Origin of the sequence: Sphingomonas glacialis (assembly GCF_006439055.1) — a bacterium.
GTDB lineage: Bacteria > Pseudomonadota > Alphaproteobacteria > Sphingomonadales > Sphingomonadaceae > Sphingomonas > Sphingomonas glacialis_A.
On record NZ_RCZC01000005.1, the window covers coordinates 213,391 to 231,510 of the forward strand.

General features: G+C 63.4%; 17 protein-coding genes and 1 pseudogene. All 18 read left to right on the forward strand.

The annotated features are described in order from the left end of the window. Nucleotides 1-7 precede the first annotated feature (7 nt). On the forward strand, nucleotides 8-703 hold the full coding sequence (locus tag EAH76_RS17230) for a GntR family transcriptional regulator (protein WP_194151028.1): 696 nt from the start codon (nucleotides 8-10) through the stop codon (nucleotides 701-703). A gap of 24 nt (nucleotides 704-727) precedes the next feature. Next, a pseudogene (locus tag EAH76_RS24575) lies at nucleotides 728-850 on the forward strand (malonate transporter subunit MadM); the annotation flags it as partial. Between the two features lie 330 nt (nucleotides 851-1,180). Next, nucleotides 1,181-3,403 (forward strand): TonB-dependent receptor, encoded by a 2,223-nt coding sequence (locus tag EAH76_RS17240; protein ID WP_161989080.1) that lies wholly within the window; start codon nucleotides 1,181-1,183, stop codon nucleotides 3,401-3,403. A gap of 65 nt (nucleotides 3,404-3,468) precedes the next feature. Beyond that, nucleotides 3,469-5,682: a beta-glucosidase gene (locus EAH76_RS17245; RefSeq protein WP_431357997.1), complete on the forward strand. Its 2,214-nt coding sequence runs from the start codon at nucleotides 3,469-3,471 to the stop codon at nucleotides 5,680-5,682. A 492-nt stretch (nucleotides 5,683-6,174) separates the two neighbouring features. Next, nucleotides 6,175-7,062: a hypothetical protein gene (locus tag EAH76_RS17250; RefSeq protein ID WP_140851505.1), complete on the forward strand. Its 888-nt coding sequence runs from the start codon at nucleotides 6,175-6,177 to the stop codon at nucleotides 7,060-7,062. Between the two features lie 558 nt (nucleotides 7,063-7,620). After that, entirely contained in the window at nucleotides 7,621-7,929 is a 309-nt protein-coding gene (locus EAH76_RS17255; protein WP_140851506.1) for a hypothetical protein, read from the forward strand. A gap of 246 nt (nucleotides 7,930-8,175) precedes the next feature. Further along, nucleotides 8,176-9,162: a P-type conjugative transfer ATPase TrbB gene (trbB, locus tag EAH76_RS17260; RefSeq protein ID WP_140851507.1), complete on the forward strand. Its 987-nt coding sequence runs from the start codon at nucleotides 8,176-8,178 to the stop codon at nucleotides 9,160-9,162. Beyond that, on the forward strand, nucleotides 9,159-9,494 hold the full coding sequence (locus EAH76_RS17265; RefSeq protein WP_140851508.1) for a TrbC/VirB2 family protein: 336 nt from the start codon (nucleotides 9,159-9,161) through the stop codon (nucleotides 9,492-9,494). The genes trbB and EAH76_RS17265 overlap by 4 nt, the downstream gene beginning before the upstream one ends. After that, a complete protein-coding gene (locus EAH76_RS17270) occupies nucleotides 9,494-9,766 on the forward strand; it encodes a VirB3 family type IV secretion system protein (RefSeq protein ID WP_140851509.1) in 273 nt (90 codons plus the stop codon). The genes EAH76_RS17265 and EAH76_RS17270 overlap by 1 nt, the downstream gene beginning before the upstream one ends. After that, on the forward strand, nucleotides 9,763-12,240 hold the full coding sequence (trbE, locus tag EAH76_RS17275; RefSeq protein ID WP_140851543.1) for a conjugal transfer protein TrbE: 2,478 nt from the start codon (nucleotides 9,763-9,765) through the stop codon (nucleotides 12,238-12,240). Before EAH76_RS17270 ends, trbE begins: the two co-directional genes overlap by 4 nt. Next, on the forward strand, nucleotides 12,237-12,953 hold the full coding sequence (gene trbJ, locus EAH76_RS17280) for a P-type conjugative transfer protein TrbJ (RefSeq protein WP_140851510.1): 717 nt from the start codon (nucleotides 12,237-12,239) through the stop codon (nucleotides 12,951-12,953). Before trbE ends, trbJ begins: the two co-directional genes overlap by 4 nt. 49 nt (nucleotides 12,954-13,002) lie before the next feature. Beyond that, nucleotides 13,003-13,200 (forward strand): putative entry exclusion protein TrbK-alt, encoded by a 198-nt coding sequence (gene trbK-alt / locus EAH76_RS24875; protein WP_431357999.1) that lies wholly within the window; start codon nucleotides 13,003-13,005, stop codon nucleotides 13,198-13,200. Then, on the forward strand, nucleotides 13,197-14,474 hold the full coding sequence (gene trbL, locus EAH76_RS17290) for a P-type conjugative transfer protein TrbL (protein ID WP_140851512.1): 1,278 nt from the start codon (nucleotides 13,197-13,199) through the stop codon (nucleotides 14,472-14,474). The genes trbK-alt and trbL overlap by 4 nt, the downstream gene beginning before the upstream one ends. A 4-nt stretch (nucleotides 14,475-14,478) precedes the next feature. After that, complete coding sequence (gene trbF, locus EAH76_RS17295) at nucleotides 14,479-15,162, forward strand: conjugal transfer protein TrbF (protein WP_140851513.1); 684 nt, start codon at nucleotides 14,479-14,481, stop codon at nucleotides 15,160-15,162. After that, on the forward strand, nucleotides 15,159-16,154 hold the full coding sequence (trbG, locus tag EAH76_RS17300; RefSeq protein WP_241659767.1) for a P-type conjugative transfer protein TrbG: 996 nt from the start codon (nucleotides 15,159-15,161) through the stop codon (nucleotides 16,152-16,154). Before trbF ends, trbG begins: the two co-directional genes overlap by 4 nt. After that, nucleotides 16,151-17,404, forward strand: coding sequence for a TrbI/VirB10 family protein (locus tag EAH76_RS17305; RefSeq protein WP_140851514.1), 1,254 nt, complete (start codon nucleotides 16,151-16,153; stop codon nucleotides 17,402-17,404). Before trbG ends, EAH76_RS17305 begins: the two co-directional genes overlap by 4 nt. Further along, complete coding sequence (locus EAH76_RS17310) at nucleotides 17,401-17,628, forward strand: DUF2274 domain-containing protein (protein WP_140851515.1); 228 nt, start codon at nucleotides 17,401-17,403, stop codon at nucleotides 17,626-17,628. Before EAH76_RS17305 ends, EAH76_RS17310 begins: the two co-directional genes overlap by 4 nt. Before the next feature lie 312 nt (nucleotides 17,629-17,940). Next, a complete protein-coding gene (locus EAH76_RS17315; RefSeq protein WP_140851516.1) occupies nucleotides 17,941-18,081 on the forward strand; it encodes a benenodin family lasso peptide in 141 nt (46 codons plus the stop codon). Nucleotides 18,082-18,120 lie beyond the last annotated feature (39 nt).

An 18,120-nucleotide genomic window follows, 5' to 3' on the forward strand; every position in this document is an offset into this window, starting at 1 on the left:
GGACTGCATGCAAACTTTGGTCATGGCCACAATCGGTGAAGTTCCCAATCTCTTACTGTCGGAACGGATCCGGGTTGCGCTGGCCGATGAGATTACGGCCGGTACGATGCCATCCGGGATGACCTTGGACGAACAGCAGATCGGCGATCGGTTCGGCGCTTCGCGAACCCCCGTGCGCGAAGCCATCCGCCAACTGGCCGCGGTAGGCCTTGTCGCCATGCGGCCCCGCCGCGGGGCGATCGTAGCCGGCTTCACCGCCCAGCGGATCGTCGACATGTTCGAAATGGCAGCGGAGATTGAGGCGATGTGCGTGCGGCTGGCGACCTACCGCATGTCTCCGCTCGAACGCAGCCGATTGTCGCTGCTGCACGACGAATCCGAGGTGATGGTCGCGGCAAATGATTTCGACGCCTATGATCGGATGAACTGGAATTTCCACCAGATCATCTACGATGGCACGCACAATGCCTTCATTGCCGAGCAAGCGACGGCCCTGCGCGAGCGCATGGCGGCTTTCCGCCGGACGCAGCTGCGCGAGGAGGGGCGCCCCAGCCTTTCGCGGGCGGAACATGGCGCGGTGATGACGGCGATCATGCGCGGTGACGGTGAAGAGGCGGCGCGCTGCATGCGCGCGCACATGGGCAACGCCGCGATCGCCCTTGAACGATTCACGGCCAGACAGCAGGCCTGTTCCGACTCCTAGACGAGGCCGTCGCCGGCTTCGTGCGGAAAAACGGCGACTGATGAGCGGTTGGTTCCCCATGGTGCGCTGATCGCGACGTTCCATACCGGCAGCGGATGCCCGCTGTGCCCGTCTGTGTTTTCCATCATCCGGAGGCACCTGGTTTAGCCGGGGTCGTGAGGCGTGTATGCCGTCCGGGCTGGTATGCACGGTCTCGCATACAGAGCGCGAAAAATCGTTTGACGTCGTTCTTGTCATGAAATACCAAAACTACCGTATGCCGGATAACGGTATGCAGTAATGGCCGTAACTCTCCGTTTCCGTATATCGCCGAAGAGCGAGTGTTTTGGAGCGCGAACACGCCCCCTGAACACGCGGTGGACGTAGTGGGCCGCGAGGAGGGGAAACATCATGAAGTGCTTGCTGCTAGCTTCGATTTCGCTGGGCGCCTTTGGGCTCGCATCGCCTGCAAGCGCACAGAGCCAGCCAGCGCCGAATATGAGTGACGCCGATATCGTCGTCACTGCGCAAAAGCGCAGCGAGCGATTGCAGGATGTCCCCGTCGCGATCAGCTCGGTCAGCGGCGACACGCTGAAGGCTGCCAACCTAACCAACATCACCGACATTCGCTTTCTGGCGCCAAGCGTCCAGTTCGCCGAATCGAACAACGTACGCGGCGAGGGATTTGCGGTACGGGGGGTGGGTACCTTCGCGTTCGCCGATGGCACCGAACAAAGCGTGAGCGTCGTCGTCGATGGCGTGGTGCTGGGGCGCCCTGGAATGGGCACTGGCGATCTTTCTGACATCGCGCAGGTGGATATCCTGCGGGGGCCGCAGGGGATGCTGTTCGGCAAGGGCGGCTCTGCCGGCGTAGTTAGTATCACGACGCGCAACCCGACCCCGAACTTCTCCGCAGAAGGGCGGGTCTCGTACGGTACGGATAACGAATCGAAGCTGAACGCGATCGTCAACACTCCGCTGACGAGCAATCTCGCGCTCCGGATGAACGGCTATCTCAACCACCGCGACGGCTTCATCGACAACGTTTTCACCGGACAGAAGTTGGGCGGCGTCACCGAGGGCGGCTTCCGTGGCAAGCTACTATACAGTCCGACCGATGATCTAACCGTGCTGTTGGCCGGCGACTGGGCGCGCCACACCTCTGCCTGTTGCCAGTCGGTGATCATTGGAACGGTTGGCGCTGCGCCAAACACCTATGTCGTGTCGCGGCTCGCCGCCTACAATATCGTGCCGAGCTACACTAATGACCAGACCAATGTCGGTGGCGCGGTCTACGAGAACATGACGCAATGGGGTTCGTCGCTCGAGATCAACAAGTCGTTCGGTGATTATACGCTGACCTCGATCAGCGCCTACCGGCGTTGGGTCCTCCACGACAATACCGACACCGGCTTCACCGACACGCCTGTTTTTCCAGTCAATGGCGCGGACGAACGCCAGCAGCAATTGACCCAGGAGCTCCGGCTCGCTTCGCCAAAGGGCGGTTTGGTGGATTATGTCACCGGCCTCTATTACTTCAATCAGAACCTGAAGGCTGCCTATCCCCAGCAGGGGCAACTCGCCTTGCCGGCGGCGACGACAATCTTCAGCCGAAAGGCACAGCCGGATATTCAGACGCTGAATTATGCGGTCTTCGGGCAAGCGAACATCAACGTTACCCCCAAGCTGACGCTGATTGCCGGCGGGCGCTACACGCATGACGACATAACGCTGGTCAGTTACGACCGCACCTTGGTCTCGAGCAGCGATGCGCCTTTTCCGGGCGCGCCGCCGCTGTCGTTCAACAAGGATACGTATCCGAGCAACCGCAAGGCGAACAATTTCTCCTACCGCGTAGGCGCGCAGTACAAATTCTCCCGCGCTGCAATGGTGTATGCGACCAACGCACGCGGGTATAAGGGGCCCGGCATCGGGCTGGTCAGCGGGTATTCGCTCGGACAGCCGCTGTTTTCGCGACCGGAAATTCCGACCAGCTACGAAATCGGCTTAAAATCGACATGGTTCAACCGTAAGCTGGTGTTCAACATCGATCTGTTCACGACCGACATCAAGGATTTCCAGACGCAGGTCGCGACACCGTTCATTTTCAACGGCACCAATCTTGCCATTCTGCAGATCGCCAATGCCGGCAAGGTGCGGACGCGCGGCGTTGAAATGGATTTTTCCGTGCGACCCACCGCCCGCCTGACGATCGGTGGCAATGCCGCCTACATCGACGCCAAGTTCGCCGACTTCCCCAACGGGACCTGCAACTATCCGACCCAGCCGGGATGTTTCTTGAGCACGACGATCCCGGGCACCAGCACGACGGTGCCGGCCACGCGCTTCTTCAACACGACCGGGCAGGTCCTGCCGAACTCGCCGAAATTCACCTATTCGTTGACCGCCAGCTACGACGCGCCCCTGTCAGATGCGATGACCGGCTTTATCCGGGGCAATTACAATTATCGCAGTTCGGTCAATTTCAGCGCGAACGGTGACGCCCTGACCGCGCAACGCGGCTACGGAATCGCCGGCGGACAGATTGGCGTGCGATCGACCGACGGACGCTGGAGCGCGGCGGTGTTCGCCCGAAACCTGTTCGACACGCATTTCCTGGCGTCGATCAACAATGGCGGCAGCTATCAGAATGCACAAAGGACGTCGGCCGCGATCCGGACGATCGGACTTGTGCTGGACGGCAAGTTTGGTGCGCACTGAACGGCACGATCTTGAAGGCCTGGGGTCAATCGACGCGGCAGCATGAGGGATTGAGGATGAAGACGATGCGATCTTTCCTGCTGGCGTCGGTGTGTGCGGTCACCGCATCGTCTGCAATCGCACAGACTCGCGCGGCCAACCCAGCACCCGCCGACGCGGCGGCGCGGGCCGAGGCGACGGTGAAGCGGATGCGGTCCGACGAGAAGACCGTTCTCACCCACGGCATGATGCCGCTGCCGCTCGGCCCGAACGCGCCACCGCTGCCGGCCGGTGCAATTCCCGGTGCCGGTTACGTTGCCGGCATACCGCGGCTTGGCGTGCCATCGCTGCGCGAGACCGATGCGAGCCTTGGCGTGTCGTATGTCATGGGGCTGCGCAAGGACGGCGCGACCGCACTCCCCTCCGGGCTGGCAATGGCGGCAACCTGGAACGATGCTCTGATCGAGCAAGGCGGCCGGATGATCGGTGCCGAAGCCAAGGCCAAGGGCTTCAACGTCCTGCTCGCCGGCGGCGTCAACCTGATGCGGGATCCTCGCAACGGTCGCAATTTCGAGTATCTGGGCGAAGATCCCTTGCTCGCCGGTCGCCTTGTGGGCCACGCGATCCGGGGTATTCAATCCAACGGCATCCTGTCCACCATCAAGCATTTCGCGCTCAACGGGCAGGAAACCGGGCGCAAATTCGTCGATTCCAAGATTTCGGACGCTGCCGCCCGAGAGAGCGACTTGCTGGCCTTCCGCATCGGGATGGAGATCGGCAATCCGGGCGCGGTGATGTGCGGCTACAACCGCGTGAATGGCGAGCAGGCGTGTGCGAGCGACTGGTTGCTCAACACCGTCCTCAAGCGTGACTGGGGCTATCGCGGCTTCGTCATGTCGGATTGGGGCGCGGTGCCGGGTCTGGACGCAGCCCTCAAAGGGTTGGACCAGCAGTCCGGAGCGCAACTCGATCCCGCGCTCTTCTTCGGCGATCGGCTTGGCGCCGCGGCCAAGGCCGATGCGGGCTATGCGAAGCGGCTCGACGACATGAACCGTCGCGTCCTGTATTCGATCTACCAACACCGGCTGGACCAGGTGCCAGCGCGACCGCAGGCGCCGATCGACATCGCGGCCAATGCCAGCATCGCCGAAATGGTCGCCAGGCAGGGCATCGTCCTGCTGCGCAACGAACGCGGCGCCCTTCCGCTTGCGGCGACGGCGAAGCGGATCGCGGTGATCGGCGGTTTCGCAGATACCGGCGTCGTTTCAGGCGGCGGCTCTAGCCAGGTGCAGGGGCAGGGGGGCGCGGCGGTCGCGATCCCGATCGGTGGTACCGGACCGTTTGCCGCGATTCTCACACAATCGTATCACCGCTCGGTTCCGCTCGACGCGCTGAAGGCGCTGGCGCCGCAGACGAGCTTCCGCTTCCGCGATGGACGCTATCTGACCGATGCAGTGGCAGCGGCCCGGCAGGCCGATGTCGCGATCGTGTTTGCGACCCAATGGTCGACCGAAGGGCTCGATCAGCCCGACATGTCGCTGCCCAATGGTCAGGATGCGCTGATCGAGGCGGTTGCGGCAGCCAACCCCAACACCATCGTCGTGCTGGAGACCGGCGGCCCGGTGCTGATGCCGTGGCTGCACCGAACCGCGGCGGTGATCGAGGCCTGGTATCCCGGCGCGCGCGGCGGTGAGGCGATCGCGTCCGTCTTGTATGGCAGCACGAACCCGTCAGGCCGCCTCCCGGTCACCTTTCCGGCGCGCGACGACCAACTGCCGCGCAAGGCCATCGACGGAGCCGACGTTCTCGAGCCCGACTTCATTGGTAACCCGCCCCATGGCGACATGACGCTGACCGCCGATTACGACATCGAGGGCTCCGATGTCGGATATCGCTGGAATGCGCGCAAGGGAATCAAGGCTGCGTTTCCGTTTGGGTTCGGGCTGTCCTACACACGCTTCGCGACGTCCGCACCGGTGATCGCGGGCAACGTGGCCACCATGACCGTCACGAACCGCGGACCGCGTTCCGGCGCAACAGTCGCGCAATTGTATCTCGTGTCGCGCGCGGGCAAACCGATGCGGCGGCTCGTCGGGTATCGGCGCGTGGAGCTTGCGGCCGGCGCGTCGGCGACCGTCGCGATCCCGATCGACCTGCGCTTGCTGGCCGATTGGCAGGACGGAGGATGGTCGATGCCGGCGGCCACCTACGAAATGGCGAGCGGCGACAGTGCGGAAGCCGTCGGGGCGACGGTCGCTCTGCGCTTGCCCGAGCGGCGCTGGCACGATCAATCGCTATAGCGTGTCTAGATAGCAAAGAATCGCCAGCCAATTAAAGCGACGTATCTTGCTGGCCGCAAGGTCGAATGGGCGCCTTCGCCCGCATCGCGAACAGGAGTGGATTGCCGCCGAATGCGCCCCCCTGCTCTGATCGATGTAACTATCTGCGATTTCGCAAAGCGGACGGACTGCTTAGACCATAGTTGGCCGTTTAGATCAGCCAGCGCGAACGTCTGCTTCTGACAGAAGCTACCGTGGAACGTTACGAAGCGGGCCGTCAGGAGGGCGCCCCATGATCGCTCCATTGACGCTTGGCCGGATTGTGTTTGGTTAATGCAGCAAAACGTCGGCTGCCACGATCTGAAACGCATGACTGCGGCGTGACCCGACCGAAACCAACACCGAGATGGTTTGCGGGCCATCGCTGTGTTAGAGCAGTGCAACTGCATGGTGGGGGACGCGGTGAGCAGGCTGCGTAGATGGTGGTTTCATCGAAAAATAAAGCGTCGGAAATTGCGCGAGAGAACGATCGCGCGAGAAGCCAGAAGCTCGGCCAGCCTATTCCCGAACTCGTCAGACGCTCAAGCCGCCGCAGCGTGGGTCGCAGTCCACGAGGCGAGGCGCGGGATTTCAGCAGCTTGGTTTGCGGCCGTCATCAACATCCTGGTCATCACAACGGCCTTCGGGGTTCCCTATCTTACAAAGTATCTAGCTGATGAAGACCGGCGTTCGGACGTCCATGACGCCAAGATGCTCCTCATGCCCCGCCTTACAAATTTGCTGGAGGCGCTCGAAGCTAGTCACGTTTTCGACGACGGCGGCTTGCCTGACGTGAACATCCCGCCAAATCAAAGGCGTGACCGAATGGAATCTTTAGAAGAAGATATGAGCAGATCGGATAAAAGGAGAGAAGATTTATATCGCCTAATGGCCAGATTTTCTACTGACAAAGATATATATAAGTTTCTTGACGTTATGGAAGAGGCTGAAGGCGCATTTTATGCAACTATCGCCAGTATCCGTGATAGATTGAAATGGTCTTCGTTATATGTCGATAAATCAGGCGCTGATGATGGTCGCGATCTTCGACCATCGGTTCCTCCGATTGATCGCCGTCCGGCGCTGAGATTATTGATAGATCTTAACACCGAAGGAAATGGGGATGTTGCCCCTGGACCGATGCTTTACGAGTCATGTGACGACATTGCTTATGCTAACAAGTGCATGACTTACCTTTCCGCATATCACGAAGGCGAGCCTAAGTGCTTTGGACTATCGTGTACCATGCTGGACGGTAGGAAAGTGACCATCGACAAAGCATTCGGCCAAACAAAGCCAAAAAACGCTAATAAGCAGCGAATAGAGTTGATGGACAGCTATCGGCGCATGATGAAACAATAGGCCGTTCGTTTCCTATGCTTGGGTTTGTTACGAGGATCGCCTAGGGAGCTTCAGTGATAACTGCGTCAAGCGTCGCCACGCTTAACAGCCATTTGCAGTCGCCAGGCAGCGCCTGAATCGGCACCCGTTTTCGGGTGGCGATCCGATCGGCACGACCGACACTGTGTCTTCGCAGATTTGAAGTTCGTAGAACGAAGGTCCGCTTACGCAGTTTGCCGCATTTGAACCTGCCAGACCGCAAACGGCCCAGTTCCTGTCATGCCGAGATGCCGCTTGGGCGACCGTTGCATGTCGGCTTTTGTCAGAACACGACGTATAGCGATTGGGGCGGGAATGGCGACTTTGTCCCAGCCTCCGCCTCTCGCCGGGGGTGCCAACATTCCGAAAGAAAGGCGGCTTACGGGATCGACGACCTGGGCGAAAAGCAACCATGATCGGGTGACGAAAATGACTTTGTGCAACGCGCACGATCGGACGCATTTTTCAGTTAGAATCCACCGCGATTTTGATAGTCTACGCTTAACTTAGAGAGCGATAGCCGGTGACAGGAGCCGCGCGATGGATGAAGATCTATATCACGCAAAGCGGATGGAGATGATCGGCGGGTTCTTTCAGGTCGTGCTGCTGGCTTCTGAAACTGAAATCGATGGCGAGCGGCACGCTTACATCAATTCGACTCTGGCGGTCGATGCGATCGAGCATCTGCTGGCAGCAATCATCGAAAGCAGTCCGCACATCAAGACCCGCAAGGACATTCGTGCGATTACGGAAATGTTCGAAAAGCGACTGCGACTCGGGATTGAGCATCTCCGGCAGGAGTTCGACAGGACGGGTCGACGTCCGTTCCCCGTTATCAACGCAAACTGAAAATCTTGCGGCAGGGCTCGGCGTAGAGCGAGAGACCCCTGCCCCCCCCCCCGACGATGCTTCGAATCGCCGATCTGATTCAGCAATCAGACTGCCACCCGTTCGATCGCCGCCTACGCTATCGCCTGTATTACTGCGCCACCCAGCTACTACGATAAATCCTTGTTGAATCTCGTCTTTTCCTGCGTCTCTTAATCGCCCGGTAGGCGTCGGTTGCTTCGAACCAGCGCCAAACTGGGAATTTAGATGAGCGCGCAGCCGATCAGATCCGAGGCCATCATCCGGGGAGCCCGGATGCTGCGCACCGCGATGGGCGCTTCGATCGCGACCTGGCTGGCCGACGTATCGGTAATCGAGGTGATGCTCAACCCAGACGGCCGGCTCTGGGTCGATCGATTGGGCGAGGGAATTTCCGATAGCGGTGAACGGCTGGCACCAGCCGATGGCGAGCGCATCATTCGTCTTGTCGCGCACCATGTCGGCGCAGAGGTCCACGACCAAGCGCCGCGGGTTTCCGCCGAACTGCCTGAGACCGGTGAGCGGTTCGAAGGTCTGCTGCCGCCGGTCGTCGCCGCGCCAGCCTTTGCGATCCGCAAACCCGCCGTCGCGATCTTCACGCTCGACGCCTATGCGCAGGCGGGGATCATGTCGCGCCTGCAGGCAGCTGTCCTGCGTAACGGGGTCGCGGCGCGCGCCAACATCCTCGTCGCCGGCGGCACCGGCACCGGCAAGACGACGCTGACCAACGCGTTGCTCGCCGAGGTTGCGAAGACCACCGATCGCATTGTGCTGATCGAGGACACGCGCGAGCTGCAATGCGCATCGCCCAATCTGGTCGCGATGCGCACCAAGGACGGCGTTGCGACGCTCGCCGATCTCGTCCGCTCGAGCCTGCGCCTTCGCCCGGATCGAATCCCCATCGGCGAGGTGCGCGGCAGCGAAGCGCTCGATCTCCTCAAAGCGTGGGGCACAGGCCATCCGGGCGGGGTGGGCACGATCCACGCTGGCAGCGCGATCGGCGCGCTCCGGCGCATGGAGCAACTCATCCAGGAAGCGGTCATCACGGTGCCGCGAGCGCTCATCGGCGACACCATCAACCTGATTGCCGTGCTCGCGCGCGACGGAGCGGGAAGACGACTGTCCGAACTCGCGCGCGTCGATGGTCTCGATCCCGCGACCGGCGACTACCGCCTGACCTTTCTACCCTCCCCCAACCATGGAGATTCGCAATGATCGCTGTTCCCCGGCGTCCTCTTCGGCGCCTGCGTCACACCGGCCTATGGCTGTGGGCAAGCCTGCCGCTGCTGGCGAGCCCGGCATATGCCTCCGGCTCTTCCATGCCGTGGGAGACGCCGCTCAATTCGATCCTCGAATCGATCCAGGGGCCCGTCGCCAAGATCGTCGCGGTGATCATCATCATCGTGACCGGGCTGAGCCTTGCCTTCGGTGAAACCTCGGGCGGATTTCGGCGGCTCATCCAGATCGTGTTCGGCCTGTCGATCGCCTTTGCCGCCAGCTCGTTCTTCCTGTCGTTCTTCTCGTTCAGCGGCGGGGCGCTCATCTGATGCGTGCCAACGACGAAAGTGTGCCGGGCTTTTATGCACCGGTCCATCGTGCGCTGAGCGAACCCATCCTGCTCGGCGGCGCGCCCCGCTCGGTGGCGATTGTCAACGGCACGCTTGCCGGTGCGGTCGGGCTGGGCCTGCGGCTCTGGTTTGCAGGACTGGCGATCTGGGCGATCGGCCATGCGCTCGGCGTATGGGCGGCGCGCCGCGACGCTCGGTTCGTCGACGTCGCCCGTCGTCATTTGCGCTACCCAACGTGGATGCGGCCATGATGAGCTTGCGCGAATATCGCGGGCACGCGGCGTGCCTCGCGGACTTCCTGCCCTGGGTGGCGCTTGCGGCACCCGGCGTGGTGCTCAACAAGGATGGCAGCTTCCAGCGCACAGCGCATTTTCGGGGGCCCGATCTCGACAGCGCCACGCCGTCGGAGCTCGTTGCCGTGACCCACCGGCTCAACAATGCGCTTCGGCGGCTCGGCACCGGCTGGGCGGTGTTCGTCGAAGCGCAGCGCTCGCCGACGCTGGACTATCCGCAATCGACGTTCCCTGACGCGGCGTCCGAACTGGTCGATCTCGAGCGCCGCGAGCAATTCCGCGAGGAAGGCGCGCACTTCGAAAGCCGCTATTATTTGACCCTGCTGTGGATGCCGCCGCCTGAAGATGCCACGCGCGCCGAAGGTTGGCTATATGAGGGAAGATCCTCAAGCGGCGTCGATCCCGAGGCGTTGCTCAGCGGCTTCATCGACCGCGCAGATCGCGTGCTGCATCTGGTCGAGGGATTCATGCCCGAGGTGGGCTGGCTCGACGATGCCGAGACGCTGACCTTCCTGCACAGCACCGTGTCGACGAAACGCCAGCGCGTCCGCGTGCCCGAGACGCCGGTCTATCTCGACGCGCTGCTGAGCGACGAACCGCTGACCGGGGGGCTCGAGCCAAAGCTTGGCGCGCAGCATCTGCGCACGCTTACCATCACGGGCTTTCCGACCGAGACGTTCCCGGGTTTGCTCGACGAGCTCAACCGGATGGCCTTTCCCTATCGCTGGTCGACGCGCGCGATCATGCTCGACAAGACCGATGCCACCAAGGTGCTCGGCAAGATTCGCCGGCAGTGGTTTGCTAAGCGCAAATCGGTCGCCGCCATCCTCAAGGAAGTGATGACCAACGAAGCGTCGGTGCTGACCGACAGCGACGCCGCGAACAAGGCGACCGACGCCGACATTGCGCTGCAGGAGCTCGGCGCAGACCAGGCCGGCATCGCCTATGTCACTGCGACCGTCACGGTCTGGGACCGCGATCTGGTCTCCGCGTCCGAAAAACTGCGATTGGTCGAGAAGGTCATCCAGGGCCGCGACTTCACCTGCATGGTGGAAGGCCTGAACGCGGTCGAGGCCTGGCTCGGCAGCCTTCCGGGCCAAGTCTACGCCAATGTCCGCCAGCCCCCCATTTCCACGCTCAATCTCGCCCACCTGATGCCGCTATCCGCGGTGTGGGCGGGGGCGGAACGGGACGAGCATTTCGGTCTCCCCCCCTTGCTGCACGCAAGGACCGAAGGCTCCACCCCGTTCCGTCTTTCGCTTCATGTCGGCGATGTCGGGCACAGCCTGATCGTCGGGCCGACGGGAGCGGGCAAGTCGGTACTGCTCGGCGTCATGGCGTTGCAGTTTCGGCGCTATCCGGAAAACCAGATCTTCGCGTTCGATTTCGGCGGGTCGATTCGTGCCGCCACGCTGGCAATGGGCGGGGACTGGCAGGATCTCGGACACGCGTTGCACGATGACGAGCATGGCTCGGCCGTCACCCTGCAACCGCTCGCGCATATCGATGAAGCCAGCGAACGCGCCTGGGCCGCGGAATGGCTGTCAGCGATCCTCGCCGGTGAAGGCGTGGGTATCGACCCGCAGGTGAAGGACCACGTCTGGTCGGCGCTGAACTCGTTGGCGACGGCTCCGGTCACGGAACGCACGCTCACGGGACTCGCGGTCCTGCTGCAGTCGCAGAAACTCAAACAGGCCCTGGCGCCGTATCTCGTGGGCGGTCCCTGGGGGCGGTTGCTGGACGCGGAATCCGAATTTCTCGGGCAGGCGTCGGTCCAGGCCTTCGAAACCGAGGGACTGGTGGGCGCCGCCTCCGCCGCGGCCGTCCTCTCCTACCTCTTCCACCGGATCGAAGGTCGCCTCGACGGGCGGCCGACGATGATCATCATCGACGAAGGCTGGCTGGTGCTCGACAGTCAGGCATTTGCAGCCCAGCTGCGCGAATGGCTGAAGACGCTGCGCAAGAAGAACGCGAGCGTGATCTTCGCGACGCAGAGCCTGGCCGATATCGAAACGAGCGCGATCGCGCCGGCGATCATCGAAAGCTGCCCGACGCGGATCTTTCTGCCGAACGAGCGCGCCACCGAGCCGCAGATCGCGCGCATCTACGAGCGGTTCGGACTGAACGCCCGGCAGATCGACATTCTCGCGCGCGCGACGGCGAAGCGCGATTATTATTGCCAGTCGCGCCGCGGCAATCGCCTGTTCGACCTGGGGCTGGGCGAGGTGGCGCTGGCGTTCGCGGCCGCGTCGTCGAAAACCGACCAGCGCCGCATCGCCGAGCTGCTCACAGAGCACGGCCGCGAAGACTTCGCACGTGCGTGGCTCCGGCACCGCGGCCTGGACTGGGCAGCGAACCTTCTTCCCGATCCCGCCCCGGCACCGGCAGCCGGCGATCCCCACGACGTCACCCCAGAGGAGGTTGTTCCATGAGCGTGTTCCCCATTCGGCGGCGGCTTGCGGCCGCCGCGCTCGCTCTGGCGACCGTGTCGGGTCTGGCGCTCTGCGCTCCGGCGCAGGCCCAGTTCGGCGGCATTGTCTACGATCCGAGCAATTATGCGCAAAACGTGCTCACCGCCGCGCGTAGCCTTCAGCAGATCAACAACCAGATCCAGCAGATCCAGAATCAGGCGACCGCGCTGATCAATCAGGCGAAGAATCTCGCCAGCCTGCCAGTGTCGACGCTCTCCACGCTGCAACAACAGGTGCAACGCACCCAGCAGCTTCTCGCCCAGGCACAACGCATCGCGTACAGCGTGGCCGACGTCCAGCAGGCGTTCACGACGCGCTACAACGGCGCGAATCTGACCGCGCCGCAAGCGCAAATGGTGACGAACGCCAACGACCGCTGGCAGGACAGCGTCGGCGCGCTCGAGGACGCCCTGAAGGTCCAGGCCGGTGTCGTCGGCAACCTCGACGGCACGCGCAGTTCGATCAGCACGCTCGTGACCGCAAGCCAGTCGGCGAGCGGCGCGCTGCAGGCGTCTCAAGCCGGCAATCAGTTGCTTGCTCTGCAGGCCCAGCAACTCGCGGATCTGACCGCGACGGTTGCCGCGCAAGGCCGGGCGCAGGCATTGGAGGCGGCCCGCAATGCGGCGACCGAAGCCGAAGCGCGCGAGCGCTTCGCACGGTTTCGCGGCAATTGAGATGGGCCCGGCCGGCAAAATTGCGGTCGGAGCGGGCTTGGGCGGGCTGATGCTGGCCGTCGCGATCGCATCGGCAATGCGCGCACCGCCTCGGCCCGCCGCGCTGCCAGAAGCGCGCCCGAGCCTCGCCGGGTCGGTTGATGCGACGCCGCCGCGCTGCCGGACGGTCACCCAGTCGGAGAGTGAATGCGCGTCCGCTTGGGAGGCCCGCCGGCGCCACTTCTTTGGTGAGGAGGCAGTTCAATGAACGACACCGGCGTGATCGACAATTTCCTGTCGGTGTTCACCCGCTATATCGAGAGCGGCTTCGGCCTGCTCGGCGGCGAGGTCGGGTTCCTGTCCTCGACACTGATCACGATCGACGTGACGATCGCTGCCTTGTTCTGGGCTTGGGGCACCGATGAGGACGTGCTCCAGCGGCTGGTCAAGAAGACGCTCTACATCGGCGTGTTCGCCTACATCATCGGCAACTTCTCCAACCTTGCCAATATCCTGTTCCAGAGCTTCGCCGGGATCGGGCTGAAGGGGTCGGGCAGTGGCATGGCGGTCGGTGATTTCCTCAAGCCCGGCACGGTCGCGGCGACCGGGCTCCAGGCGGGAAAGCCCTTGCTTAACGCGACCGCGGGTCTCCTGGGCCCGGTCGGCCTGTTCACCAATTTCTCCGAGATCGTGATCCTGCTGCTGGCTTGGGTGATCGTCGTGCTCGCCTTCTTCGTGCTCGCGATTCAGGTGTTCGTCACGATCATCGAGTTCAAGCTGGTGACGCTCGCTGGTTTCATCCTGCTGCCTTTCGCCTTCTTCGGTCGAACCGCCTTCATGGCCGAGCGCGTGCTCGGACACATCATCTCGTCGGGCATCAAGCTGATGACGCTCGCGGTGATAACCGGCATCGGCACAACGTTGTTCAAGCAGTTTACAGACGCGCCGACGGTGGTCGAGCCTGACCTGAAACAGGTCATGGCCATTGCGCTGGCGGCGCTGACCCTCTTCGGTCTCGGCGTGTTCGGCCCCGGCATCGCCAACGGCATCGTCACCGGCGGTCCGCAACTCGGCGCGGGCGTCGCAGCCGGGACCGCGCTCGCAGCCGGCGCGACGATTGCGGGCGGGGCCGCGGTGGCGGGCATCGCCGGTGGTGCTGCAGCCGGCGCCATCGGTGCCGCGGCGTCGGGCGGCGCGCGAGCGGCGGGTGCCGCATCGGCTGCGTATCAGGCCGGCAGCGCCGGCAAAAGCGGCGGAGCATCGGTCGCAGGCGGGCTTGCCAATGCCGCGCGGAGCGCAGGCTCCGCCACGATGTCCCCCCTCCAAAAGGCTGCCAGCTCGATCCGGGAAAGCTTTGCGGAAGGGCGCGGCACCTCCGCCGGCCCGACCGCATCCGCCAACCCGGGCGGCCAACCGGCATGGGCGGCAGCCATGAAGCGGCGGCAGACGGCGACACACGGCGCCACCGTGCTCAGCCACACGCTCAAATCCGGCGATAGCCATGGCGGCGGAGCCGGCCCCGACATCACGCAAAAGGACTGACTCGATGTTTCGACGATCCTCCACACGCTACGGACAGACGCCCGAACCCGTGACGCCCTACCAGCGGGCAAGTCAGGTCTGGGACGATCGGATCGGCTCTGCGCGGGTTCAGGCCAAGAACTGGCGTCTGGCCTTCTTCGGCTGCCTGGCTTTGTCCGGCTGCCTCGCCGCCGGCCTGGTATGGCAGTCGGCGCGCGGCACGATCGTCCCCTGGGTGGTGCAAATCGACAAGCTCGGCGAGGCGCAGGCCATCGCGCCGGCGCAAGCCGGCTATCAGCCAAGCGACCCGCAGATCGCATTTCACCTCGCGCGGTTCATCGAGAATGTGCGCACCATCCCCGCCGATCCGGTCGTGCTGCGGCAGGATTGGTTGCGCGCGTACGACTTCACGACCGACAAGGGTGCTATCGTCCTCAACGACTATGCGCGCGGCAACGACCCGTTCGCCCAAGCTGGCAAGGTTCAGGTGGCGGTCGACGTGTCGAGCGTGATCCGGGCGTCTCCAGACAGCTTCCGCGTCGCCTGGACTGAGCGCCGCTATCAGGACGGCGCGCTGGCCGACACAGCGCGCTGGTCGGCGATCCTGACGATCGCAATCCAGACGCCGCGCACGCCCGACGGCCTGCGCAAGAACCCCTTGGGCGTCTTTGTCGATGCCCTCAATTGGTCGAAGGAGCTCAGCCAGTGATACCTCCCAAAACGGCGGGAATGCCTCTGCCCGCGATCGGCACTCTGATCGCCGCGATCCTGTGCGGCGGCACCGTGCCCGGCGAAGCGCAAAGCACCCTGCCGTCCTCGCCACGCGCGGGATCTTCAACAGCGGACGCGCGCACGGCGGCTGTAGCTGACTCTCTCTCGCTGCCGACACGCAGCGCACGGAAAGAGTCGGAAGTGCCGTCCATACCGCCGAGCGCGAAGGTACGCGTTGGGAAGGCGAATGCGAGCGCGAGGATCGAACCCGATCGCGCGTCCTGGCTGAACGCGATCCAGCAATATCCCTATGCGGATGGCGCGCTGTATCAGGTCTATGCGGCGCCTGGTCGCGTCACCGACATCGCGCTGCAGACCGGCGAGGAATTGGTGGGCAGCGGACCGGTTGCGGCTGGCGACACCGTCCGCTGGATCATCGGCGATACCACCAGCGGTGTGGCTGCAAACAAGCAGGTCCATATCCTCGTAAAACCGACGCGCGCTGATCTCATGACCAACCTCGTCATCAACACCGATCGGCGTACCTATCATCTCGAGCTGAGGGCAACGCCGGCGACCTATATGGCCGCGATCTCGTGGAGCTATCCGCAGGACATGCTGATCGCGCTCAAAGCGAGCAAGGCCGAGGCCGAACGCATCGCGCCAGTCGCCACGGGCATCGACCCGGCGACACTCAATTTCCGCTACCGGATCGAGGGTGACAAAGCCGTATGGCGTCCGGTGCGTGCGTTCGACGATGGTCGCCAAGCCTATGTCGAGTTCCCGGACGGGATCGCGACGTCGGATATGCCGCCGATCTTCGTGCTCGGTGCGGACGGCAATGCTGAACTGGTGAACTACCGCGTGCAGGGCCGCTACATGGTGGTCGACCGGCTGTTCACGGCTGCCGAACTTCGGCTCGGGGGTAGGAAGCGCGCACAGATGATCCGGATCGTCCGCGACGAGCCGCGGCGTGGGGGGCGGTCATGACCGATCCAGCCGAGGCACCGTCTCCCGAGCAACCGGCTCGGGAAGATCCGGCACTTGCCGACACCAGCGACGCGTTTCGCTTGCGAGGTGCGCCGCCGCACGTGACCCGTCTGTCGCGCAAGACCCTTGCGGTGCTCGGCGTTGCCGCAGGTGTGGGGATCGGCGGATCGCTGATCTATGCCCTGCAGCCGCATGGACCTGTGGCACCGCCGCCGAATCTCTACAGCGCGGATCGAGCCCCCAAGGCCAATGCCGTGACGGCGGCCCCTGCCGACTATTCGAAAGTACCCAAATTGGGGCCGCCACTGCCCGGAGACCTCGGACGCCCGATCGTCAGCGCGCAGGCAAACGGCCAGATCGTTCCTGTCCCACCGATGGGAACGTCCGCGGCACCACCGCCCGACCCGCAGCGCGCGCGCGCAGAACAGGCGCGCCAGCGAGCAGCCCAGGAGCGCGACACCGCTCGCACCAGCAGCCTGTTCCTCGCAGGGGCCAGTGTCGGCACACCCGGAGGCGGCACGTCTGCAGTGCTCATTCCCAGCGCGTCGCCGACGGTCGATGCTGGCGCTGCAGCCACGCCATCAATCTTACCGCCCGCGGCAGGCCAAGCATCGAACCGCGCCTTCCTTCAAGTCGGCACAAATAGGATGACGGAAAGCATCGAACGCGCGACGAGTTCGACATCGCCCTATGTGCTCCAGGCGGGCAGCATCATTCCGGCAGCGCTCATCACCGGCATCCGCTCCGAGCTTCCCGGACAGATTACGGCGCAGGTCACGCAGAATGTCTACGACAGTCCGACCGGCAGAATCCTGCTCATCCCACAGGGCGCGCGGCTGATCGGCACGTACAGCAGCGAGATCGCGGCCGGGCAGAACCGCGTGCTGCTCGCGTGGGATCGCCTCATCCTGGCTGGCGGACGCTCGATCCTGCTCGACCGCCAGCCTGGCGCGGATGCTGCTGGCATGGCGGGCTTGCAGGATCGGACCAACTACCACTGGGGCAATATGCTGAAGGCCGCTTTGGTGTCTACGCTACTCGGCGTTGGGTCCGAGCTTGCTACCGACAGCGATGACGCGCTCACGCGGGCGCTGCGCTACGGAACCCAGGACACAATCAATCAAACGGGCCGGCAGTTGGTGCAGCGCGAGATGAATGTGCCGCCGACATTGACGATCCGCCCAGGCTTCCCGCTGCGCGTGATCGTGACACGCGATCTGGTCCTCGAACCGCAAGGTGCCAGGCCATGACCAAATTGCGACTCGGTCGGATCGAAGACGACAAGCCCGTGAAGGTGACGATCGAACTGCCGGGCGCGGTGCACCGCGATCTCGCCCGCTATGCCGATGCGCACGCGCGCGAGACGGGCATCGAGCGCCCACTGCCGGTCGAGCGGTTGATACCGCCCATGCTCGAGCGGTTCATGGCGAGCGATCGGGCGTTCGCCCGTCGGCGTTCCCCATCTGCGGTCTAATGCCGACATTCTGGCTGGACGCGTGCCTCAAACCTCTTGTCATCGCATTGTAATCCAACAATATGATCGAGATCGCTGTCTGCAAGGGCAGCGTGTGACCGGGCTTCTGACGCGTATGTCCAGGCTTTCGCTAAAGGCGTCGGTGCGCGCTCCGCGCGCGCGTTTCCCCGCTCGGTCACTCTCTCCAAAGATGATCCGACAGATTGGGCAAGTCTGCCCGATTATAATCAAATTATAAAATGGATGAGGCCGGCTCGTTATGAAATTCTCTGCTGGCGACTGAATGAGTCGCATTCAAGCAGGAGAAGCGAAATGGAACGTTCCGACATCCGCAATGATGACATCGTCGACATCGGCGATGCAACCGCCCTGACCCGCGGCGTGTCGCCGATCGGGCAAGACGACGTGGACGGCACGCTTCGGCAGTTCGCCGCCATCAGCGACGAAGATTGACCGGATCGGGCGCGCGGGGCGATAGCTCTGCGCGCCCCT